Annotated in this window: 16 protein-coding genes; 11 read left to right on the top strand and 5 right to left on the bottom strand. The window is 57.1% G+C overall.

From position 1 onward, the window contains the following. Nucleotides 1-2: 2 nt before the first annotated feature. Nucleotides 3-1,307 carry an L-fucose:H+ symporter permease gene (gene fucP, locus IE102_RS06080; RefSeq protein WP_189485516.1) on the bottom strand — a complete coding sequence of 435 codons (1,305 nt, stop codon included), beginning with the start codon at nt 1,305-1,307 and terminating at the stop codon, nt 3-5. 162 nt (nt 1,308-1,469) lie between these two features. Here fucP and IE102_RS06085 point away from each other — a divergent pair, with 162 nt between their 5' ends. From IE102_RS06085 to IE102_RS06095, 3 genes are all read left to right on the top strand, one after another. After that, nucleotides 1,470-1,823 carry an L-rhamnose mutarotase gene (locus tag IE102_RS06085; protein WP_189485517.1) on the top strand — a complete coding sequence of 118 codons (354 nt, stop codon included), beginning with the start codon at nt 1,470-1,472 and terminating at the stop codon, nt 1,821-1,823. A 164-nt stretch (nt 1,824-1,987) separates the two neighbouring features. Then, nucleotides 1,988-2,962 (top strand): Gfo/Idh/MocA family protein, encoded by a 975-nt coding sequence (locus tag IE102_RS06090; protein ID WP_189485518.1) that lies wholly within the window; start codon nt 1,988-1,990, stop codon nt 2,960-2,962. 87 nt (nt 2,963-3,049) lie between these two features. Next, complete coding sequence (locus IE102_RS06095; protein ID WP_189485519.1) at nt 3,050-3,610, top strand: hypothetical protein; 561 nt, start codon at nt 3,050-3,052, stop codon at nt 3,608-3,610. On the opposite strand, the gene IE102_RS06100 is transcribed toward IE102_RS06095, so the two are convergent. Both IE102_RS06100 and pyk read right to left on the bottom strand, forming a co-directional pair. Further along, nucleotides 3,517-4,809: a glycosyltransferase family 87 protein gene (locus IE102_RS06100; RefSeq protein WP_189485520.1), complete on the bottom strand. Its 1,293-nt coding sequence runs from the start codon at nt 4,807-4,809 to the stop codon at nt 3,517-3,519. The two genes, IE102_RS06095 and IE102_RS06100, sit on opposite strands and share 94 nt — an antisense overlap. Nucleotides 4,810-5,058: 249 nt before the next feature. After that, nucleotides 5,059-6,546, bottom strand: a complete 1,488-nt coding sequence (gene pyk / locus IE102_RS06105; protein WP_189485521.1) for a pyruvate kinase — start codon at nt 6,544-6,546, stop codon at nt 5,059-5,061. Between the two features lie 644 nt (nt 6,547-7,190). On the opposite strand from pyk, the gene IE102_RS06110 reads away from it, so the two are divergent. The 6 genes from IE102_RS06110 to IE102_RS06135 all read left to right on the top strand — a co-directional run bounded on the left by IE102_RS06110 (nt 7,191) and on the right by IE102_RS06135 (nt 17,722). Next, the gene (locus tag IE102_RS06110) at nt 7,191-10,124 is read left to right on the top strand and encodes a TonB-dependent receptor (RefSeq protein WP_189485522.1); all 2,934 of its coding nucleotides are present in this window, start codon (nt 7,191-7,193) and stop codon (nt 10,122-10,124) included. Nucleotides 10,125-10,231: 107 nt separating this feature from the next. Next, nucleotides 10,232-11,761, top strand: a complete 1,530-nt coding sequence (locus IE102_RS06115; RefSeq protein WP_189485523.1) for a tryptophan halogenase family protein — start codon at nt 10,232-10,234, stop codon at nt 11,759-11,761. Continuing rightward, on the top strand, nt 11,758-13,275 hold the full coding sequence (locus tag IE102_RS06120; protein WP_189485524.1) for a tryptophan halogenase family protein: 1,518 nt from the start codon (nt 11,758-11,760) through the stop codon (nt 13,273-13,275). Before IE102_RS06115 ends, IE102_RS06120 begins: the two co-directional genes overlap by 4 nt. A gap of 348 nt (nt 13,276-13,623) precedes the next feature. After that, a complete protein-coding gene (locus IE102_RS06125; RefSeq protein ID WP_189485525.1) occupies nt 13,624-14,973 on the top strand; it encodes a sugar MFS transporter in 1,350 nt (449 codons plus the stop codon). A gap of 166 nt (nt 14,974-15,139) precedes the next feature. After that, nucleotides 15,140-16,063: an ROK family protein gene (locus tag IE102_RS06130; RefSeq protein WP_189485526.1), complete on the top strand. Its 924-nt coding sequence runs from the start codon at nt 15,140-15,142 to the stop codon at nt 16,061-16,063. Nucleotides 16,064-16,165: 102 nt separating this feature from the next. Beyond that, complete coding sequence (locus tag IE102_RS06135; protein WP_189485527.1) at nt 16,166-17,722, top strand: carboxylesterase/lipase family protein; 1,557 nt, start codon at nt 16,166-16,168, stop codon at nt 17,720-17,722. A 70-nt stretch (nt 17,723-17,792) separates the two neighbouring features. On the opposite strand, the gene IE102_RS06140 is transcribed toward IE102_RS06135, so the two are convergent. Then, nucleotides 17,793-18,584, bottom strand: a complete 792-nt coding sequence (locus IE102_RS06140) for a putative DNA-binding domain-containing protein (protein WP_189485528.1) — start codon at nt 18,582-18,584, stop codon at nt 17,793-17,795. A 196-nt stretch (nt 18,585-18,780) separates the two neighbouring features. Between IE102_RS06140 and IE102_RS06145 the strand changes: the two genes are divergently transcribed. Next, nucleotides 18,781-19,329 carry a sigma-70 family RNA polymerase sigma factor gene (locus IE102_RS06145; protein WP_229807586.1) on the top strand — a complete coding sequence of 183 codons (549 nt, stop codon included), beginning with the start codon at nt 18,781-18,783 and terminating at the stop codon, nt 19,327-19,329. Further along, on the top strand, nt 19,326-19,979 hold the full coding sequence (locus IE102_RS06150; protein WP_189485529.1) for an NrsF family protein: 654 nt from the start codon (nt 19,326-19,328) through the stop codon (nt 19,977-19,979). The genes IE102_RS06145 and IE102_RS06150 overlap by 4 nt, the downstream gene beginning before the upstream one ends. A gap of 68 nt (nt 19,980-20,047) precedes the next feature. Here IE102_RS06150 and IE102_RS06155 read toward each other — a convergent pair whose 3' ends face one another. After that, nucleotides 20,048-21,292, bottom strand: a complete 1,245-nt coding sequence (locus IE102_RS06155) for an ROK family transcriptional regulator (RefSeq protein WP_308429905.1) — start codon at nt 21,290-21,292, stop codon at nt 20,048-20,050. Nucleotides 21,293-21,832: the final 540 nt, after the last annotated feature.

Raw genomic sequence — 21,832 nt, forward strand, 5'->3', positions numbered from 1 at the left:
CCTCAGTGTGTGGTGGCGACAGGCGTCGCGCTAAGGGGGCGCTTGGGCGATTTCAGTCCGTACCAGGCGATAACCGCAAAGCACAGGGCCGGGATGAAAATGGAGGTGCGGATATGAGACGCATCCGAAATCAACCCCATCAGCGGCGGCAGCAAAGCCCCGCTGACGATGCTCATGACCAGAAGGGATGAGCCGGTCTTGGTCAGCGGCCCCAGGCCATCGACCGCTGTGGCGAAAATGGTCGGGAACATAATCGACATAAAGAACGAGGTGGCAGTTAAAGCATAGAGCCCGTAAAGCCCGCCGACGGCTGCGGCATAGGCGCACAAGCCGATATTGATGATCGCAAAGACCGCCAGAATCCGCAGCGGCGACAGGCGGCTCATCAGGGCCGTGCCGACAAACCGGCCGACAGCGAACAGAATCAGAGCGATAAACAGGAAGTTGGCGGCCTCTTTTTCCGGCATAGCCAGTTCGGACTGGGCATAGCGGATCATATAGCTCCAGATGCCGACCTGCGCCCCGACATAGAAAAACTGCGCCATCACGCCAAACAGGAAATGTGGTTTGGCAAACAGGCCGCTTAAGGAACGGCCGGCAGAGACGGTTTCACCAGTATGCTCGTGGGTGTTTTCGGTCGCCGCCGCCGGGAACTTCGACAGGGCCACCAGCACCGCCCAAGCGATAATAATGGCACCGATGATCAGATACGGCCCCTGAACGGCCTGAGATTCGGAAATGTAAAAGGCCAGACGAGCTTGATCAGACAGGGCGCTCAAAGACGATTCGTTATGCTCGACCCCGGACAGTATATACTCCTTACCGACCCAGATGCCGGTAAGCGAGCCCAGCGGATTAAAGGCTTGCGCCAGATTAAGCCGGAAGGCGGCTTTTTCGGGCGGGCCCAGCACGGTGATCAGCGGATTGGCTGAGGTCTCTAAAAACGCCAGACCCGACGCGATCACGAAAAGCGCGCCTAAGAACCAGCTATATTGGTGATTGTCAGCGGCGGGATAAAACAGAAAAGCCCCGGCGGCAAACAGCAACAGGCCCGCGATAACCGCCGCCTTATAGCCAAAGCGGCGCATGAACAGCCCGGCCGGAATGGCCAGCAAGAAATAGCCCATGTAAAACGCCGACTGCACCAGACCCGATTGCAGGTCGGTCAGGCTGAACGCCTTTTTAAACTGGGGGATCAGCACATCATTGAGATTGTTGGCCATGCCCCAGAAAAAGAACAGACTGGTAATCAGAATAAGGGGCCAGAGCGCACCCGTTGCCGGGCGCGACATGTCAGATGCGCGCATGAAATATCCTCAACCTGTATGGGCGTTATTGTTTAAACTCGCCCTTTGTCAGACAGGACATCACATATAAATCAAGCCGTCAAATATGAAATTTACATTGTTGTCAAAAAGTGTAGGCGAGGATAAAAATACCACGCATAACCCTAAAAACGGAGACGCCACATGACCTTAACCCGATATTGTTTCGCGCTTGATCTGCACAATGATGCCGCTTTGATTGAGCGTTATAAGGTCTGGCATCAGCCGGGGCAGGTGCCTGCGGCGATCGTGGCTTCCATCCGTGACGCCGATATCCGCAGCCTCGAAATCTGGCAGGCGGGTGACCGCATGTTCATGATTATGGAGACGGGGCCAGAATTTTCAGCCGATGCCAAGGCGGCAGCGGATGCCGCTTCAGAAGACGTTCAGGCGTGGGAGCGGCTGATGTGGGAGTTTCAGAAACCCCTGCCATTTGCCAAGGCGGGCGAAAAGTGGGTTGAAATGACCCGTATTTTCGACCTTATTCAGCAGCCTTAGATGAGGGCTGCAAAAAAAGCGCTTCACAGTTCCGGTCTGCCGGGATATCTGACGAAACAAATTGCCGGACAAATAGACCGGGTATTTATATGATAATTGCCTTGGGCCCCGTGTTCGGCTAAGGGGCATGGCAGCAGGTTTTAAAAGGTGCAGGGAAAGCGTTGATGTTCGGTTTCGGTAAATCAAAAGCACAAAAAGGGGCAACCCAAACTCAGACGCTCAAAATCGGTCTGATCGGTTTAGGCAAGATCGCGGTCGATCAGCATATCCCGTCCATTCGCGCCAATAAAAACCTTGAACTGGTCGCCGGTGCCAGTCCCGGTTCGCGTCCGCAAGGGGTTGTGGCCTATAATACTCTGGCGGAAATGCTGAAAGCGCACCCGGAAATCGAAGCGGTCGCTGTCTGTACGCCGCCGCAGGTGCGGTTGAGCGTCGCGCGCCAAGTCATTGAGGCCGGTCGCCACGTTTTCCTTGAAAAGCCACCCGCAGCGACCATTGGCGAAGCGGAACTGATCCGTGATCTGGCTAAGGCTAAAGGCGTGTCGGCCCTGGCGAGTTGGCACTCACGCTATGCCCCGGCGGTCGAAGCGACCCGCAAGTGGATGGGTGAGCGTCCGATCAAGTCGGTCCATATAGTCTGGAAAGAAAATGTTCGTCAGTGGCATCCGGGTCAGACCTGGATCTTTGAGGCCGGTGGCATGGGCGTGTTTGATCCGGGTATCAATTCGTTGTCGATCCTGACGCGGATTGTGCGCGATACTGTGATTGTTAAATCAGCCGATCTGCATTTCCCGTCCAATTGTCAGGCCCCGATTCAGGTCGAAATGAACATGCAGACCGACAATGGTTTGGCGATCCGCGCCGACTATGACTTTCTGCAAACCGGCGTGCAGACCTGGAGCATTTTTGTCGAGTCTGAGTCAGGTGAAAAGCTTGTCCTGTCCATGGGCGGCACCGAGCTTGAGATTGACGGCAAGACGATCATCAAGGAAAAAGAGGCTGAATATTCAGGCCTTTATGCTCACTTCTACGATCTGGTCAAAAGCGGCACCTCGGATGTCGACCTGAGCCCGCTGCGGGTCGTGGCGGATGCCTTCATGGTCGGCAAGCGCATCGAAGCCCCGGCCTATATCGAGTAATCTCGCCGGATGGGGGAAATCCGGTGGCGATTGCGTTAACGATAGGCTAAGGTTTCATCGTAGAGCTGACGCTTGATGGGGGAGGGCATGGTCGCACGATTTCTGACGTTTACGGCGCTGGCAAGCGTGCTCATGCTGGGGGCGTGCGATAAGCCGCAACCGGCCAAGCCCGCAGTGCCCGATGACGCATTACCCGCGACCGTGCCGATCCGCATAGACGACAGCTATATGCAGTCTGAAATGCGTGCCCCGCGCTCATCGGTCGCGGATTTGCCGCCGCAGGCCGCCAAGTTCATAACCGCGCTCAATAGCGACGATGAAAAACTGATCCTCGGCTATCAGAGCTTTGAGGACATGTACTCGGAAAAGGGCAAGCTCAATCAGGTTGAGCGTGATCATATCCGCAAAGGCCTGCGTCCTCTGCTGGCTTCTGGGGCTATTGCCATGAAGGAAATCGACCGCGCCGACCATGAATTTACGGTGTTGTTTTATAAGGCCGAACATGCCGACCAGATGGAAGATGAAACCTTCCTCAAGCAGCACTATCTCAATGCCTATTTTGCCTGCCGGTTTGATGATTCGAGCGGTTCATGGAAACTGGCCCCGCCTGCGGTGTGTTTCTCCGAGACCGATGGCCCGTACGGGTAGCGCTCCAGCCGGCGCATAACGATGAACAGCAATCCCATGATGACGACCGGACTGATCGGCAGGTAAAGATGAGTGGCTACGGTGCGCGCGATCAGCGGCAGTACAAAGCCGCACAGCAGGGCGGCTTTTTCCCAGGGTAAGAACCCGGTTCGTATGCCTTCGCCCGCAATCCATATCAGCGGCAGTGCCAGAATAAGCAGGTCATAATCCAAAAGGAACGGGCTTAGTAGCGGGGTTGCTGCCCCTGTCAGGGCGGCGAGTGCAGCGGCGGTCGGGCGGTGCTTTCGGATAGCCATGACGACAATTGTGATTGCGGTGATGGCCCCAGTAAGCTGGAAGCCATAGGCCCCCACTGAAGGCAGGCCCCAATGGCGCGCCATGGCAAACAGGCTTTGCATTTTGCCATGGCCGACTAATCCCTCTTCGAGGGTTTGGCGGGCCAGAGACGAGGCGTCCATAAAGGCCCCCCAACTGTCAGAGCCCAATATCGCCGTGGTGATAAGGCCATAGATGATTGCACTTACGCCTGTGGCCGCAAAGGCTTTCCATCGGCCTGCCGCAGCCAGTATGAAGGGTAGAGCCAGCCCCATCTGCGGCTTGATGACCAGTAGTCCCCAAATGGCGCCGGCCAGAAGCGGGCGACGGTTCAGGCACATGAAACCGCCGGTCATGATCGCGGTGGTCAGGCCTGCGTTCTGGCCATTACCGATATTGATCCACAGGGCCGGGAAGGCCAGAAAGGGCAGAACGCCAAGGCGGTGGGTATCCGCAAATGTGCTTGCCCAGCGTTTTAAGGTGATAATCGCTGCCGCCGTGGTGCTGGTGAGCCACAGGCATACCGCCCAACCATAGGGCACAAGGGCAAACGGCAGGCATATCAGCAGGAACGGTGGCGGATAAAAGAAGGCCCAGTAGCCTAATCTTTGGCCAAAAATGGCATCCTGAGCGGCCTGATGTCTGGGCAGGTTCCAGGCCGCCACCGCCTGATCATGCAAAGCTAAATTTCCGGCCGCGTAAAAGCTCATGAAATCGCTGCCGATCGGCTTGCCGGAGATATCGATGGCATTGCGGGCGCTGAAAATCCAGATGGCGAATCCGGCCAGGGTCATGACCAACAAAACCTGCAGCCATGCCCTGACGCGGTCGGCAGTAAGCCCGTCGGCATCACGGATAAAGGTGAGGTTGATGCGTTTCGTCATCTGGCTCATTCGCAAGGAAAGACGTCAGGTTACCCGCTATGGCTGAACAAGCTGTAAACCGGTATTGGTGCACCTGTTTTTCAAATGAGCCGGTTTGCTAGTGAAAATTATTTCAGAATAATTTGATAGGCTAACACAGTGAGTTGGGATTTTACCACTCAATCCGATGTGCGGTTGAGGCAAAAATTAACGCCCCAAAGTGTGCACTTCGGGGCGTTAATGTTGAACTCAGAGACCGTGCGACCCGATTTAGACGGGGTTTTCGGTCTTGTCACTGGCAGATTCGGGGACGAATTCGGGTTCTTCAACGCGGGTGCGCGTGACTTTTGCGACACGCAGAGCATTAGTTGATCCTGATTTGCCGAAGGGCATGCCGGCGATGATGACGATGTTCTGGCCGGGTTCGGAAATGCCTTCGGTGCGTGCCAGTTGCGTGGCGACAGCGACGGTTTCCGACATCGAATGGGTGACGGGCGCGGTCGTAGCGTGCACGCCCCAGGTTATGGCCAGACGGCGGGCGGTCTCTATATTGGGGGTCAGGCCAAGGATCGGCACGTTCGGACGCTCACGTGCGACCCGAAGGGCGGTGGAGGCAGAGTTGGTCAGGGCCGCAATCGCTGACGCTTCAATGGTTTGCGCGACCTGACGGGCGGCAGCAGCCATGGCACCCGATGTGGTTTTTTCAGGCTCCGGACGACGTCGGTCGGTGTTGGCGCGCCAGCCTTCGTCGCTTTCGACGCGGGCGATGATACGGTCCATGATGGTCACGGCTTCGATCGGGAACTGACCGGCGGCGGTTTCAGCCGATAGCATGACCGCATCAGCGCCATCAAAAACGGCGGTGGCGACGTCCGATGCCTCGGCGCGGGTTGGGGTCGGTGCGGAAATCATCGATTCCAGCATTTGGGTTGCCACGACGACCGGCTTACCCATAAGGCGGGCCGACTGTATGATGCGTTTCTGCGCCAGAGGGACTTCTTCGGGCGGCAATTCAACGCCCAAATCACCGCGCGCGACCATGACGGCATCCGACAGGGCCATGATTTCTTCTAAATTATCAAGGGCCTGCGGTTTTTCAAGTTTCGACAGCACCCAGGCGCGGCCTTTGATGATTTCCTTAGCCTCAAGCACGTCTTCGGGGCGCTGAACGAACGACAGGCCGATATATTCAACCCCGCGTTCCAGCGCGAATTCCATGTCTTCGCGGTCTTTTTTGGTCAGAGCCGGGATCGGCAGCACCACGTCGGGGACGTTGACGCCCTTGCGGTCGCTGAGGCGGCCGCCATTGATGACCACGGTTTCCAGATGATCGTCGCGGACGTGCACGACTTTGAGTTTCAGCTTGCCGTCATCGAGCAGCAGATGCGAGCCGATCTGGGCGGCGGCAATAATCTCAGGATGTGGCAGGTTGGCGCGGCGGGAATCGCCCGGCGTTGGGTTAAGATCCAGCCGGAACGTCTGGCCATTATTGAGAACAATGGCCCCGCCCATGAAGCGACCGACCCGCAGTTTTGGGCCCTGAACATCGGCCAGGATACCGATCGGATGCTTGGTGCGCGCCTCTAGGTCGCGGATCAGATCGATGTTTCGGCCATGATCTTCGTGGCTGCCGTGGGAGAAATTAAGGCGGAAAACATCGGCGCCGGCCTGAAATAACTGCTGGAGCATTTCGGCATTAGAGGACGCGGGGCCTAATGTGGCGACGATTTTGGTGCGGCGGCGGCGAAGTATCTTCAAGGCAGGACTCACTAACAGTTGGGTATTGACGACTCAGCGGCCTTGTAGAGCTGAAAAGCGATCGATGCGGCGCTTTTGTCCCGGCCGGGCTTGTTGGAAGCGACAAAGCGCTGCTTCTTTAGGCCCGGTCAAGTCATATTTTTATAACAAATAGTAAAAATGAGCCGTGCTGAGGTGTGCGGAATTGACGCATTGGTCAAAATTTTACGCTTAAAATCTGTTTTATTGACCATTTGTGTGACTTTTGCGTCAGCATCACATTTTTTTATGCCAGCGCTGTCAATCTTTAGTGGCTTCTCAATGATATTATGATATCGCTACCATTCAAGAGTGCCCGTTTCGGTGTGTTTTTATCTTTTTAAAACACCTCAGCGACAGGGTGCCGGACGACAGTCGATTTGGAAGGGTTTTCAGGTTAAGGGCGCAATTGCCGGACGTGGTGTGCACGTTCCGGGCCTCCTTTATACACCCGAATTTCCAACCTTTTGGCTGAACAACAGTGATCGTGGTTCGCGGTCTATGAGAGGTTGCCCATGCAGGCTGCCTCCGTGACGAACCGGGGTCATAAATTTTGGGACGCATTCAATCATACCGGCTGCAAAGACCGGAGATTGAGCCTTGGCTTATTTAGAGGGAGGAGTTTTATGAAAAACTCACGTACTGCGCTTAACGGGCGCAGCGCTTTCAGCATCGTGCTTAAAAACGGGGTATCGGCAGTCGCACTTGGTGCGCTGGCGGCGGCCCTTGCCATGCCTGCCGTGGCGCAGGACGCCCCGGCTGCCGATCCGGATGTGACCGAAGTGGTCGTCACCGGCCAGCGCGCTCAGATCAAAACGGCGCAAAAACTGAAGAAAGACGCCGAAGTCGTCGTCGATTCGGTGACCGCGGTTGATATCGGCGCTTTGCCTGACCGTTCGGTCGCCGAAGCCCTGCAGCGCGTATCGGGTCTTCAGATCCAGCGTGCCTCCGAGGCGCGCGACCCGATCCGTATGACCGCTGAAGGTGGCGGTGTGGTGATCCGCGGCCTGACCTGGGTACGTTCCGAAACCAACGGCCGCGATATCTTTTCGGCCAAGAATGGCCGCTCACTGAGCTTTGAAGATGTATCGGCCGATTTGCTGTCGGGCATAGATGTTTATAAGAACCCGTCGGCGGACATGATCGAAGGCGGCATCGGCGGTACGGTTAACCTGCGCACGCGCCTGCCGTTTGACGCCAAAGGCCGCGTACTGGCCGGAACTCTTGATTCGACCTATGGCGATCTTCAGGAGGAATATAACAATTCATTCAGCGCCATGTATTCGGATCGCTGGGACACGTCTATCGGTGAAATCGGGCTTTTGCTGAACTATTCGGATGCCACAATTGGCAACCGTACCGATGTCATCGGTATCAGCAAGTATAACCCGGCGGAAACCGCGGCGGGCGAAGACGTATTTGTGCCGGACTCGCTGGGCTGGCGCAGCATTGACTGGACACAAAAGCGTCAGGCCGGTGCCGTCGCCGTACAATGGCGTCCGAACGATGCCTGGGAATTCAGCCTGCAGGCGTTCCATTCCAAGGCGACACCTAAGAACACGGAATATAATGCCGGTTTTTACAACGATCTGGGCGATATTTCGACGCTTTATACATCACCCGATAATGGTGTAACACGCACCGAGACTCCATCGGCAGCTACCTACACCTATGATTCAAACGGTGTCTGGACCGGTGGTACGGTTTACGATGCGGCGGTGACGGCGAACACGCGTTACGGCGAAGACGAAAAGACCACGACCGACGTTTCGCTAAATGCGCGCTGGTATGTCAGCGAAAAGCTGACTCTGTGGGGCGATTTTCAATACCTGAAATCAAAAGCGGACGTATTGTCTAATACCGTCTTTATTCAGGTCGAAGGCCGTCCAGACGTCAACCTTGATTTGACGGGGAAGATGCCGACCATCGAAATCATCGACGCCGGTACGCTTGATGACCCGTCGACCTATTGGTACGCGGCCGCCATGGACCACATCGAAAAGAACGATGCGACCCAATACAGCGCCCGTGTCGATGGCCGTTATGATTTCGATGATGCCGGCTGGCTTAAGACGTTTAAGTTCGGCGCCCGTGCGACTGACCGCGACTATGTCACCCGTCAATCAAACTATAACTGGGGCTTCCTGAGCCGTCAGTATTGGGGCGGTGGCGCGGGCACCTTCCTGGATGAAGCGGGTTCGGGTGAACTTTATACCTTTAACAACTTCATGCATGGCGACGTGCCGGTTCCGGGCAATGTGTGGTTCCCGGCGGCGTCTTTGGTCAATCAGGGCACGCAGCACACCTATGAGGCACTGGCCGCGGCCAATACCTCCGGTTGGGGCTGGACGCCAGCCGGAGATTCCTGGTTCACTGACGGCACACGTGGCGGCATAAACAACCAGACCGAAGAAACCAAAGCGGTTTATGGTCTGTTCCGGCTGGAAGCTGACAACCTCTGGGAAGGCAAGACCATCGATGGCAACATCGGCGTTCGTATTGTCAAGACCGAGACTGCGGCGGATGGTTTCGTAGTCACGACGGCACCGACCACCAGCGCCACCTGCGTTACCAACTGTGCACCGTTCAACAATGCCGTAACCTTTGGTGCACCAACCTATGCCGTTACCGGCGGGACGGATTACACGGATGTTCTCCCGAGCCTTAACATTCGGTTGAAGTATTCGGATCAACTCCAGTTCCGTTTTGCGGCATCCAAAGCGATGGTGCGTCCGGAAATGTCATGGCTGGCGCCCTACACGACGCTCGGCTCGTCATTTACGATTGACACGGCTGGTTTGCTTACGAACTATGCCTACACAGGCACAGGCGGCAATCCAAACCTGAAGCCGGTTGAGGCTAATCAATACGATCTGACGGCGGAGTGGTATTTCGCCCCGACCAGCAGCCTGACCATTGCCATATTCCGTAAGGACATGGAAAACTACATCTACACTGAGACCGGCGTTGAACAGTACACTAACAATGGTGTGACGCTTGACTTCAACGTCAGCCGTTATGTCAATGGTTCGGAATCGGGTCAGGTTGACGGGTTTGAAATCGCCTATAACCAGTTCTACGATTTCCTGCCCGGCGCCCTGTCAGGCTTTGGGGTTCAGGCCAACTATACGAAGATCAATTCGTCCGGTGGCCGCAACCCGATCGCCAACGTCTTTGATGGCAATCAGATCACCGGTGCAAACCTGAGCGGATTGCCGTTAGAAGGTATGTCGGAAGACAGCTATAATCTGGCGCTGATCTACGAAAAATACGGTATCTCGGCGCGTCTGGCCTATAACTGGCGTTCCAAGTATCTGTACACCACTTCGGCGGCCAACGTGAACCGTCCTATGTGGGCGGATGATTTCGGCCAGCTAGATGGCTCGGTCTTCTACAGCGTCACCCCAAAGGTCAAGGTCGGTATCCAGGCGACCAATCTGGGGCAGGAACCGGCGTACACGCTCGTGTCGTCCGACCTATCCAAGCCGCTGGATACCCAGTTCTATTCGGCAACCAAGACGGATCGCCGCATAGCATTGGTGCTCAGAGCCGCGTTCTAAGCAAAGCATGACGACAAAGGGCTTCTCCCGTATAGTGCGGGAGAAGCCCTTTTTTGTTTGTGCTGATATCTGCATTTTCTGAGTTTTTAAATTCCCCTGGGGTACTTATGCAAAACCCGATTTCCAGGATTATCATCGTGGGCGGCGGCACCGCCGGCTGGATGAGTGCGGCGGCCCTTAGCGTCGCAGTGCCCAAAGAGGTTGAGGTACTGCTGATCGAATCCGAAGAGATCGGCATCATCGGCGTGGGGGAGGCCACCGTCCCGGCCATCCGTTTTTTCAACGACCATATCGGCCTGAATGAAGCCGAGTTTGTGCGCGCGACCGAAGCAACCTTCAAGCTGGGGATCGAGTTTCGCGGCTGGGGCCATGAGACGAACCGCTATTTTCACGGCTTTGGCGATTTCGGCGACGACCATCAGGCCATCAGCGCCTACGCCCTGTGGCGCAGGCTCAGGTCGCTCGGGGATCAGACGCCGCTGGAGGCGTTCAGCCTGTCGGCGCAACTGGCGCTGGCTGACCGCTTTTTCCCGCCCAATCCGGACCCGCGCTCGCCGATGCATAATTATAATTATGCGTTTCATTTCGACGCCTCGCTTTATGCGCGCTTTCTGCGCCGTCATGCCGAGGCGCGCGGCGTCAAGCGCCTGAATGCCAAAATCAGCGGCGTTAATTTGCGCAGCGAAGATGGGTTTATCGAGAGCGTGACCCTTGAGGACGGACGCGTCGAGGCGGCCGATTTCTTCATCGACTGTTCCGGTTTCCGCGGCCTGCTGATCGAAGGCGCGCTTAAGACCGGCTATACGGACTGGAGTCATTATCTGCCGGTGGACCGGGCCTGGGCGGTGCCGTGTGAACGGACAGATCCGTTGCAGCCCTATACCGTGTCGACGGCGCGGGAGGCTGGCTGGCAGTGGCGTATCCCGCTTCAGCATCGCACGGGCAACGGCCATGTTTTTTCATCAAACTTTACCGATGAACAGAGCGCGCTGGACACACTGATGGCTAATCTGGATGGGGCCCCGCTCAAAGACCCGATGCTGATCCGCTTTACGACCGGCTACCGCAACAAGTTCTGGAATAAGAACTGCATTTGCACGGGTCTGGCGTCCGGCTTTATTGAGCCGCTGGAATCGACCTCGATCAATTTCATCCAGAACCTGATTGTGAGGTTTCTGGAGTTCTACCCCAGCCGCAGCCATTCTCAGGCCATTGAGGATGAGTTTAACCGTATGGTACTGAGGGAATATGAGCGGGTACGAGATTTCATCATCCTTCACTATCGCCTCAATACCCGTCAGGACGGCGAGTTGTGGCGTTATTGCGTGGACATGCCGATCCCTGACAGTCTTCAGACGCGGATGGATCTGTTTGCCCACTGTGGCCGGGTCATTACCGAGGACCGTGATACGTTTAAGCTGCCGAGCTGGACGGCTATTTTTAACGGGCAGGGTGTCGTCTCCGATATCTATGATCCTCTCGCCGACCGTCTGGGCGAGTTCGAACTGCGCAGCCTGATGCGCCAGCGTCTGGCGGAAATCGAGAAGGTGACCCAACAGTTGCCGAGCCATGCCGAGTTTATCGCCCGTCACTGTGCCTCAGAGGCCTTTCTCAAGCCGGTCATGGCTCAGGCATGAGCGCACAGCTAGAACATATCGTCATTGCCGGGGGTGGCGCTGCCGGATGGATGTGTGCCGCCGCATTGGCGAAATTTGTGCCGACGTCTACCCGTGTGACCCTGATTGAGTCTGAAGAAATCGGTATTATCGGGGTAGGAGAAGCGTCTATTCCGCCCCTGATCGCCTTTAATCGTTTGCTTGGGATTGATGAGCGCGATTTCATGGTGCAGACCCGTGGCACTTTTAAACTGGGGATCGAGTTTGTCGACTGGTCGCGCAAGGGGGCAAGCTATCTGCACCCCTTTGCCCGGCACGGCAGTGATATCGACGCTGCCGGATTTCATGCCTACTGGTTGCGGGCGCGCAAGCTGGGGATTGCGCCGGATCTATCCCAGTTCAATCTCGGCACGCTTTTGTGCGCTCAAAACCGGTTTGCGTTTCCAAAGACGGGCCCAACCGCTCTGTCGACCTTAAGCTATGCCTATCACTTTGATGCCGGGCTTTATGCGCAGTATCTGCGCGGCTTTGCTGAGGCCCGTTCGGTTCAACGTCTGGAAGGCAAGATCACCGTCGTGGCGACCGACAGTGCCACCGGTCATGTGACCACACTGCGGCTTGAGGACGGTCGCGAAGTCAGTGGCGATCTGTTTATCGACTGCACGGGCTTTCGGGCGTTGCTGACCGGCGGGGCGCTGGGCACAGCCTATGATGACTGGACGGGGCTTTTGCCGTGTGACCGGGCCGTCGCGGTGCCGTCGGCACGCACCACGCCGCTGACGCCCTATACACGGGCGACGGCGCGTGAGGCGGGCTGGCAATGGCGCATCCCGCTTCAGCATCGCACCGGCAACGGCTATGTCTATTCCAGCGCGCACCTGAGTGACGAGGCCGCAGCAAAGGTTCTGCTCGGTAATCTGGATGGTGAAGCGCTGGGTGATCCGAGGCTGGTGAAGTTCAAAACCGGTGTGCGCCGTGAAGCCTGGGTCAAGAACGTCATTGCCATGGGACTGGCCTGCGGATTTCTGGAACCGCTCGAATCCACGGCCATACATCTGATCCAGAAAAGCGTGCTGAACCTGATCCAGATGATGCCGGATAAAGGATATTCTGAGGCGCTGCGGCAGCAATATAACCGACAGATCCGCTTTGAATACGAGGATGTCCGCGATTTTCTGGTGCTGCACTATAAGGCCACGGTGCGCGACGACAGCCCTTTCTGGCGCGACATGGCGGCGCAGACCATATCCGACAGCCTGCAACACCGGCTGGATTTATTCAGAGATACCGGGCGCATCGTCGTGGAAAGCCGCGAACTGTTTAAGCTCGATTCCTGGTTGTCGGTGCTGATCGGGCAGGAGGTCATCCCGACAGGCTATGACCCGCTGGCAGAGCGGATGGGGGCTGATGAATTGCAGCGAAATCTGGCCTTGATGGCTGAGGCTTTGGCCGCGGCCGCGCGTCAGGCTCCGACCCACGATGACGTTCTGAAAACCTATTGCGCAGCCTTGGCGACGGGTGGTGTCGGCGCGTAACCGGCCACCGCCAACCGGCGAATCATCAATGGTGCGCTGCGGAATCGGCATTAACGTCAAAAAAACCTAAGTTACGAAATTTTTTTATGAATTTTTCGCGTAAAGGTTAATTTTCGTCTCTTGAGGGCGCTTTCGCAATTGTCAGGCAAATTTCTTGGCTAATTATAAGTATTTGCTGAAAATCGAACTTTGTACGATTTGCGCGTAAAGGGCGAAAAATGAAAAAAATTGACGCCCGGCGATTTTTTCAGTTGCAAATTAACGCCAAAACGCGCTTTTTGAAATTTGATTTATTTAATCGGGAAGGGCCTATAAAGAGCCTTCGTCACCGAACACAGGGTAGGGTACATGTCCGAACCAACAAGTAGCGCCAAAAAAGGCTCCGGCCTTGTCTTGGCGGTCATCTACGTTACGGCGCTTTTTTTCATATGGGCGTTCGTCACCAATTTGCTAGATCCATTGCTGAAGGCCATGAAGACGGTCTTCACGCTTAACAACCTCGAAGCCAATCTGACCGGCTTTGCGTTCTTCATCGCTTACGGGGTTATGTCATTCCCGTCGGCCGCGTTCCTGTCGAAATTCGGCTATGCTAAGTCGGTTCTGCTCGGCCTTGGCGGCATTGTCATTGGCTGCCTGATTGCGCTGGTCGCCACCAAGGTTCAAATCTATCCAGTCTTCCTCGTCGCTTTGTTTACCATGGCATCGGGCGTGACCCTGTTGCAGGTGGCGGCCAACCCGCTGATCGCGTCGCTGGGTAAGCCTTCTGACTCGGCCTTCCGCCTCAACCTGTCTCAGGCGTTTAACTCGCTGGGTGCGGCTTGCGGTATGTTCTTCGGCGCAACCTTCCTCTTGGGCGGCGACATCTTCAAGGAAGACGTCGTGGTCACCGAAACCCTGCGTCAGGAAACCCTGTCGTTTGTGGGCAATGTCTACTTCCTGATCGCCGCCGCTCTGGCTGTGTTCATCGTGGCCATCTGGCTGGTGCGTCAGAAAATCACCGACGCAGCCCCGAAAATGGGCCATCTGGTGTCGCCGTTCTCGGCGCTTCAGTCCAAGTGGGCTAATCTGGGGGCTATCGGCATCTTCCTTTATGTTGGTGCGGAAGTCGCAATCTCCCTGAACCTGCTGTTGTTCCTTGAGCAAAAGAACATCTTCAACCTCGGCGCTCAGGAAGCCGGTAAGCTGATCACCTTCTACATGTTGTTTGCCATGATCGGTCGCTTTGCCGGCTCGGCCATGCTGAAGTTCATCAAGGGGCACATCCTGCTGGGCGTATTTGCCGTCGGTGCAATGATCATGTGCGGTATCGTGATCGGTACGAACGGCATGGTGCCTTCGGATATGAATTCGACGGTTAATCTGCTGGGCGTTGATCTGCCTCTGACCACGGGCGTCATTCCTGGCTTTGCGGCTTTGCTGGTGGGGCTGTTCAACTCGATCATGTTCCCGACCATCTTCACCCTGACGCTGGAACGCTCGACCGCCGCCACTTCGGCAACGTCGGGTCTTCTGGTGCTGGCGATTGTCGGTGGTGCGTTCCTGCCGCTGGCTTTCGGGGCAATCACCGATGCGACCGGCAGCCGTAACCTCGGCTTTATCGCGCCGCTTCTGTGCTACGTCTATGTGCTGTGGTTTGCCATTGTGGCACCCAAAGCACCGGTCCATGCCATCGAAGAAGGCGTGTCGTCAGGCCACTAATCTGGCCAAACAACGCTGAACTGTAAACGAGGGCCCCTGCTTAAGCCTTAAACAGGCGGGGGCCTTTTTATTTGAGTATTTTTCGTACGCGCATCTATCCCGAAAACCGCTTCACACGTTTTGGGATGCGCTCTAAAAAACGGCTGAGGCCGATCTGGGATAAAAGATGCTTTATATTGGCGTTGATTTTGGGGGCACGAAGATCGAGGCAGCGGCGCTGTCGGCGGACGGAACCTTCCTCAGTCGCCAGCGTGAGCCCAATCCCGGCAGTTATCCGGCGGCTATTCGTCTGGTCAGTGACCTGATCGCGCGGGTGGAGACTGAGGCAAAAACCAAGGCGCCGGAACTTGAGCGTGTTAGCGCTACCGTAGGTATTGGCTCGCCCGGTTCCCTATCGCCGCGCACCGGGGTCATGCGCAATTCAAATTCGACCTATCTGAATGGTAAGCCGTTCCGTCAGGATCTGGAAACCGCACTGGGGCGGCCGATCCGGCTGGCCAATGATGCCAATTGTCTGGCGCTCAGCGAAGCCGTCGATGGGGCGGGGGCAGGGGCCGGTTCTGTCTTTGCGATTATCGTTGGCACCGGCTGCGGGGGCGGGCTGGTCGTCAATGGTCATCTGGCCGAAGGTGCCAATGGCATCGCCGGTGAGTGGGGCCATATGCCGTTGCCGTGGCCTAAGCCGGAGGAATATCCCGGTCCGAAATGCTGGTGTGGCCTGCAGGGCTGCCTTGAGACCTGGGTGTCCGGCACCGGCTTTGCCCGCGATTTTGCCGAAACGACAGGCCGGCATCTGAAAGGCGAGGACATTATCGGAGCCATGCGCGCCGGAGATCGTCAGGCCATGGCGGCGTTTGATCGTTTGCTCAGCCGGCTGGGCCGCAGCATGGCGACTATTGTCAATATCCTTGACCCCGAAGTGTTTGTCTTTGGGGGCGGGCTGTCGAACGTGCCGGAAATCTATGAGCGGTTGCCGGGGTTGATTGAGCCCTATGTCTTTTCCGATGGCTGGCAGGCGCGCCTTATTGCCGCCCGCTGGGGGGATTCTTCCGGGGTGCGCGGGGCGGCCTATCTATGGCGCGAAGGCTAAAAAACCGACGCTATGATATTTGGTCTGGGATTTTTATCTGGCAGATCAGTTGTTTTTAAGACAGATAATGTCTGCGTAATTCATTAAAGTGGTCGCGGCGTTATGGCGAAGGTCGGATTCAGGGTTGGGGTGGCAATAGGTCTGTGGCTGGCGATGTCCGCCATGGTTCAGGCGCAATCGCCAAAACCTGATGGCCCGGTGGTCAGGACGGCCCAAGGCGCGCTGATGGGCGAAACCGGCCCCAACAACAGCTTTGCGTTCAAGGGCGTGCCGTTTGCCAAGGCTCCGGTCGGAGATCTGCGCTGGCGCCCGCCTCAGCCGGTTGCGGCGTGGAAGGGCGTGCGGCTGGCCCAGAAAAGCGCACCGGCATGCTTGCAGGTGTCCTATGGCTGGAACGAAAAGGACGCGGCCTCCAGTGCCGAAGATTGCCTTTATCTGGAACTGCGCACCCCGACCCTTGAGACCGGTGCCAAAAAGCCGGTCATGGTCTTTATCCATGGCGGTGCCAATCGCGCCGGGGGCGGGTCGGGAACCATCTCCTCGGCTATGGTCGATGAGGGGGTTGTGCTGGTCAGCCTGCAATACCGGCTGGGCGTTCTGGGGTTCATGTCCCATCCGGCCTTAAGCGCCGAAAGCCCCAACAAGGTATCAGGCAACTATGCCCTGATGGATCTGATCGCGGGGCTTGAGTGGGTGAAGGCTAATATTTCGGCCTTTGGCGGCGATCCGGATAATGTCACGATCTTTGGCCATAGCGCGGGCAGCCACGATGTCGGGTTGCTGCTGACCTCGCCCTTGGCTAAAGGATTGTTCCATAAAGCGATCATGCAAAGCGGCACGCCGCAGTTCGGCATGGCCCCGCGTACCCTTGCGCAGAATGAGGCGCTGGGGGTTGATCTGGCCAAGACCATTGGGCCGCGCACCGAAAAAGACCCGGCCAGTGCCCGCGCTTTGGCGGCCTTGCGCGCGGCACCGGCCAAGGCCCTGCAAGCGGCGGCGGATAAGCTTGATGCCCCGATCCCTGACGACAGCTTCGTCTGGCTGCAACCGACCGTGGATGGCTATGTCCTGCCGCGTGCGCCCGAAGATGTGTTCATGGACGGCGATCAGGCCAAGGTGCCACTCATCATCGGCATGTCGGCGCGTGAACTGGGCCTGCACGGCGGCAAGGAGGCGGTCTACAGCACCATCCAGCACGAGTTTGGTGAGCGCGCCTTTACCGCCAAGCGCTATTATAAGCTTGATATCAACCTCGATCCGCCCGCCGATCCGGTGCTGGGCTCTGCCGATCTGCAACTGGCGACCGATGTCAGCTTTCGCTGTCCGTCGGCGTGGGTGGCCGATCATCAAGCCTCAATCGGGCAAAAGGTCTGGCTCTATCAGCTTGATGTCGATGCTGATCCGGCAAAGCCCGTGGGGCATGGCTCGGAACTGGCCTTTGTGTTTAACCGCCCGCCTGCCGGCGCGACCTTAAGCGCCTGGCCGCCGATGATGAGCTACTGGACGCGGTTTGCGGCCACGGGTGAGCCGCGTGGGCCTAACCTTTTGGAATGGGCGGAGTTCGGGCTCGATGATAACTATATGGCGTTTTCGCGCGCCGGGCCGGTCGTTCGTCAGCGCCTGCGCGGCGGTATTTGCGATATGCTCAACCGGCCCTAAAAGCGCATTGGCTTCGCCGAACTACGTTTCCAAAAAGTGTGAAGCGGTTTTTGGGCTAAGATGCGCGGCCCTAAACCGCCGCCACAAACAGGCCGTCGCGGATCACATCGCCTAAGAATGCGTAGAGATCGTTCTGGTCGCGGCCATTCAGGTCTTTGAAGGTCTGGCACAGGTTTTCCGTGTCCAGAAGCGAGCTTAAAAACTGATCCTGACGCGGACTTAGGCGCATCTGTCGCGGGACATGGTTTCTATCCCGCCAGACCAGTATCAGATCGCTGGCCGGGGCGACCTCGGTTACGGCCACACCTGCGGCGTGAAAGGCCTGATGCAGGCCAAGCACATCAAAGCCAACGTGCAAAATGTGCACCGACGGATGCAGGGCGACCGGTAACTCTCCCTCATCCAGCAACAGGTCGTCCATCTCCAGCCGATAAGCGCTTGCGGCCTTACGGGACTGGCAGATCGCCCATTCCAGTTGCACCAGATCATAGAGGTAGGGAAAGGCGCCCAAGGGGGGATGGGCCTGACAGTGGGCGGCGAAGCCTGACTGGCTGCCCCAGCCGTCATAAAGGGTGATGATATCGCGCACATAGGTGGCGCACAGGTCTCTGAATACTCCGTCGCTTAACGCCGCGCGGGTCACAGGGTAGTTGGCGTGCAAAAGGTCATGCAGGTGTTCGATCTGATCCTGCCGACGGGCCATAAGTCGGGCGCGGGCGACCTCTGCCCGGTCCGTGAGCGCGCCGGTGGCTGATCCGCAGCGATAGGCCACAATGTCGGCCAGACTTATATTGGCCGGGTGTAGAGATGCCGCAGGAATAGGTGGAGGGGCCGGGCTGTGGCTATGGTTATCATCAGTCATCAGACATTATCCCCCATTATCCCCCATTATCCCCAAGTGCGGGCCAAACCGTAATAGCGCGTAATCTGAGCATACGGCTCAATGGACTTTACGGTTCAGACGGCCATCAGGTTACATCCCCCATAAAATATTTGTGGGTTTGGGGCCTTATGACAAAAAAGGTCGATTTTTTCTGAGGATGTGTAACCTTATCCCTATGGCTGCGTATGATCCTGAAACATGGCAGGGATGGATGCGGGCAGCGCTGGACGGCGATGCGTCGGCGTACCGTGACCTTCTGATGGCGCTTAGACCGTTTCTGGTCGGCTATTTTTCCCGTCGCCTCAATGCCGGACATCACGGGCAGGCGGAGGTGGAGGATCTGGTGCAGATGACCCTTCTGAGCCTACATGAAAAGCGTGCGACCTATGATCGTTCGGCCCCGTTCCTGCCGTGGCTTATGGCCGTCGCGCGCCACAAGCTGATCGACTATGTGCGTAAAACCAAAAAAAACGTGCAGGTGGAACTGGATGACACCTTAAGTGCCGTCGATGGCTATGGTCCGGCTCTGGCCAGGCGTGATGTTGTGGTCTTGCTGGCGCAACTGCCCAAGGATCAGGCGCGGGTGATCGGGCTGCATAAGCTGAAGGAACTGAATGTCGATGAGGTGTCGCGCCTGACCGGCCACAGCGCGGCCAATGTGCGCGTCATGGTTCATCGCGGCGTCAAGCGGCTTCAGGCCCTGATTGCCGGGGGCGCCTTATGACGCAGGCCATGATCGACCAACTGGTTGGCAATCTAAAGCCGGTACCAAAGCTGCGGCCGGGCCATTTGTGGGGTGTCGGGGTATTGATCATTATCTTGACGGCGATCTATGTCGTCGGCCGGTTTGGCGTGCGCCCGGAATATCTGGCCATGGCGCACCTGACCTTTACCGGCAATGAGGCTGTCTATGGCAAGCCGCTGTTGTTGCTGTGGGCGGGTGTGGCCTGCCTGTGGGGTGTTGCGCGGCTCTACAGACCAGAGGGGCAACTCGGCGGCACAGTCTGGGCCTTTATGACCGCGCCGGTTATCCTGCTGTTGCTGAATATCGCGCGTCAGTTCGCGGAAATGGGCGTGATCGAGAGCTTAAGCCGCGTCGATGATTATGCCTCACAATGCATCATCACCAATTTCTTTGGCGGGCTGATCGCGTTTGGGCTGTTGTGGGCATTGTGGCTGCGCAAAGCCGCACCGGACCGACCGGCGGTATTCGGGGCCATGGCGGCGGTGGGGGTGGCGTGCCTTGTGGCGGCCACCTATTCGGTACGGTGTGACCGCGATGCGCCGACCTATGTGCTGGTCTGGTATGTCCTGCCGATACTGGCCGCGGGCGGGGTGGCCGGGCTTATGTCGCGGCGAATGCTACGGTGGTAGCTTTAAAGCGGTTTTCGCTCGCCGCGCATCTGGTCCCAAAAACCGTTTCACACTTTTTGGGATGCGCTTTAAGCGGTCTTCATCAGGGCTTCGCGGATCGGCAGGAAGCGCTCATTGAACGGCAGGATCGCCGCGCCCATGGCGGCGGAATCGACCGCCAGGGCCGCCCGTGTTACCGGCGCGATCTTGGGGACACGATCACTCAGCTTGGCATAGGCTTCGTTCAGGCGTGCACACAGCTTTTCGATAACCGTGGCGGGCAGCCGTCCGCCAATATAGTGGGCTTCGGGGTTTATGGCGCAACTGAGCGTCAGAAACGGATCGTGCAGATAGGACGCGGCCTTTTCGATCCAGTCATCTACGACGCTCAAGCCTTCGGGGGGCAGATTATCGAGGTCAGCCGGGGTTGATACCGCATGGCCTGCCGCATTGAGGTGGGCGTAGAGCGCATAAAGCGATACGGCGTCCTGCAGCGAGGCCGGGGTTTGCGTGCCGTCCGGCGTCTGGCGCACGATCGGCAGGAACCCGATTTCACCGCTGCGGCCATGGGTGCCGCGGAAATAGTGGCCATTGATGACCAGCCCGCCACCCAGACCGGCGCTGATCAGCGTGTAGATAAAGCTGGCGGTTTGCAGGCCGTGGCCAAATTGCATTTCACCAATGGCGGCGGCCGTCGCATCGTTTTCGAGGCTGACCGGCACATTGAGGATTGGGCCAAACAACTCAGCCACATCGATTTCCGACCAGACTTCATAGGCTTCGGGCCGGTTCGGCAAACGCACGCGACCCAGATCGTCAGGCATGCCAATACCAATACCGATCAGCCGCTCAAAATTGATCGCATGGTCATGTCTGATCTGCTCGATCGCCGCCTTGAAGAAGGCCACGACCTCATCGGGCATGGCGAAATGGACTTCGCGTGAAATGCGGGCACGAACCTTGCCTTCAAAATCGAGGGCGACCACGGCGATGTGGTCACGGTCGATGTTCAGGCCGATAGAAAAGGCGCCGTCCGGGTTGACCACCAGCTTGGTCGCCGGTTGCCCCCGTCCGCCCAAAAGCCGGCCGGCTTTCAGGATCATGTTGTCATCCAGCAGGCGCTTGGTGATATTGGCGATCGCCGGCGCGGTCAGGCCAGTGATCTGCGCCAGATCGGCGCGCGTAATAGGTCCGTTGGCGCGCACGGCCTGAAGGGTGACGCGCTGGTTGTGATCGCCCGCCCGCTCAAGGTTTGTGCCCGACATACCCTCACCATAGTTGGCGGGTTTGGCGGCGCTGCGGTCAATATCGAAGCGTTCATCTGCGCTCATCATCGGGGTTCCTGTCGAAAATGCACGACTCAACCAAGTGTTTCATTACTGAAAGGCTTTTACAGCATGCATCCCTGATGGCAAAAGAGCCATTGAAACAATATTTTAAAGGACACCTTTTGAGCACGGATCATGTGCAGGGCACCTTAATCTCAGGTAGGTTTCCTGTATATTGATTTATATTAAAGAAAATTGAAATATTTAATTTGACATTCGGACCAATAGGGCGCTTTTTAAACTTCGCGGGGTAGCGGATCACGGTGTATCGGATCGGCGGCGTCCCTCGAATTTAAGGTTTTGGAATGTGTTCTAAGCCTTGATCCTGGAGTGATGTCACGCGTTTTGGTGACGGTCACACCTTCCAAAAACTTCGCCCGCTGACCCGGTTCCCTCAGTCAGCGGGCTTTTTGCGCCCATAAAGGCACAGGTTCTGGTAAAAGCGCCGATAAAGACGCATCGGGGTAAGGCCTGAGCGAATGTTTGAGATTTTGAAACACGCCAGTGTCATGATCACGCGGTGTAAAGTTCGCTTTCGACCATGGG

Source organism: Asticcacaulis endophyticus (assembly GCF_014652575.1).
Lineage (GTDB): Bacteria > Pseudomonadota > Alphaproteobacteria > Caulobacterales > Caulobacteraceae > Asticcacaulis > Asticcacaulis endophyticus.

What these genes read in the sequence shown, in the direction of transcription:
- fucP (WP_189485516.1), bottom strand. Translation starts at nt 1,307, where the DNA reads ATGCGCGCATCTGACATGTCGCGCCCGGCAACGGGTGCGCTCTGGCCC.
- IE102_RS06085 (WP_189485517.1), top strand. Translation starts at nt 1,470, where the DNA reads ATGACCTTAACCCGATATTGTTTCGCGCTTGATCTGCACAATGATGCC.
- IE102_RS06090 (WP_189485518.1), top strand. Translation starts at nt 1,988, where the DNA reads ATGTTCGGTTTCGGTAAATCAAAAGCACAAAAAGGGGCAACCCAAACT.
- IE102_RS06095 (WP_189485519.1), top strand. Translation starts at nt 3,050, where the DNA reads ATGGTCGCACGATTTCTGACGTTTACGGCGCTGGCAAGCGTGCTCATG.
- IE102_RS06100 (WP_189485520.1), bottom strand. Translation starts at nt 4,809, where the DNA reads ATGACGAAACGCATCAACCTCACCTTTATCCGTGATGCCGACGGGCTT.
- IE102_RS06110 (WP_189485522.1), top strand. Translation starts at nt 7,191, where the DNA reads ATGAAAAACTCACGTACTGCGCTTAACGGGCGCAGCGCTTTCAGCATC.
- IE102_RS06115 (WP_189485523.1), top strand. Translation starts at nt 10,232, where the DNA reads ATGCAAAACCCGATTTCCAGGATTATCATCGTGGGCGGCGGCACCGCC.
- IE102_RS06120 (WP_189485524.1), top strand. Translation starts at nt 11,758, where the DNA reads ATGAGCGCACAGCTAGAACATATCGTCATTGCCGGGGGTGGCGCTGCC.
- IE102_RS06125 (WP_189485525.1), top strand. Translation starts at nt 13,624, where the DNA reads ATGTCCGAACCAACAAGTAGCGCCAAAAAAGGCTCCGGCCTTGTCTTG.
- IE102_RS06130 (WP_189485526.1), top strand. Translation starts at nt 15,140, where the DNA reads ATGCTTTATATTGGCGTTGATTTTGGGGGCACGAAGATCGAGGCAGCG.
- IE102_RS06135 (WP_189485527.1), top strand. Translation starts at nt 16,166, where the DNA reads ATGGCGAAGGTCGGATTCAGGGTTGGGGTGGCAATAGGTCTGTGGCTG.
- IE102_RS06140 (WP_189485528.1), bottom strand. Translation starts at nt 18,584, where the DNA reads ATGACTGATGATAACCATAGCCACAGCCCGGCCCCTCCACCTATTCCT.
- IE102_RS06145 (WP_229807586.1), top strand. Translation starts at nt 18,781, where the DNA reads ATGGCTGCGTATGATCCTGAAACATGGCAGGGATGGATGCGGGCAGCG.
- IE102_RS06150 (WP_189485529.1), top strand. Translation starts at nt 19,326, where the DNA reads ATGACGCAGGCCATGATCGACCAACTGGTTGGCAATCTAAAGCCGGTA.
- IE102_RS06155 (WP_308429905.1), bottom strand. Translation starts at nt 21,292, where the DNA reads ATGATGAGCGCAGATGAACGCTTCGATATTGACCGCAGCGCCGCCAAA.